Origin of the sequence: Streptomyces sp. TRM49041 (genome assembly GCF_008271805.1) — a bacterium.
Classification (GTDB): domain Bacteria; phylum Actinomycetota; class Actinomycetes; order Streptomycetales; family Streptomycetaceae; genus Streptomyces.
This window is the reverse complement of the sequence record NZ_VSRY01000002.1, coordinates 1-237: the sequence shown is the minus strand read 5'-3', so window position 1 is coordinate 237 and position 237 is coordinate 1. Positions and strand designations below refer to the sequence as shown.

The window sequence follows — 237 nt, the reverse complement described above, 5'->3', positions numbered from 1 at the left end:
CTGGCGCAAGTCCAGCCGGACGGACCTGGACCCGATCCTCAAGGACTGCGTCATCGTGGCCGCAGCGCCCGCCGCCGAGGACCACCCCCACCCGCACGTCCCGGACGGCACGCGCATGGTCGCGCTCTCCGACGACAAGGACCCGGGCGCCCCGGTCCTGTACTTCACCCGGGCAGAGTTCACGAAGTTCCTCGACGGCGCCGCAGCCGGCGAGTTCGACCATCTCCGCGCCACCGA

The 237-nt window shown here is 71.7% G+C and carries 1 protein-coding gene; it reads left to right on the top strand.

Going from position 1 to position 237, the window contains the following annotated elements:
• Positions 1–237 (top strand): DUF397 domain-containing protein (locus FVS66_RS00015; RefSeq protein ID WP_149178859.1); only part of this gene is annotated, 237 nt, incomplete at both ends.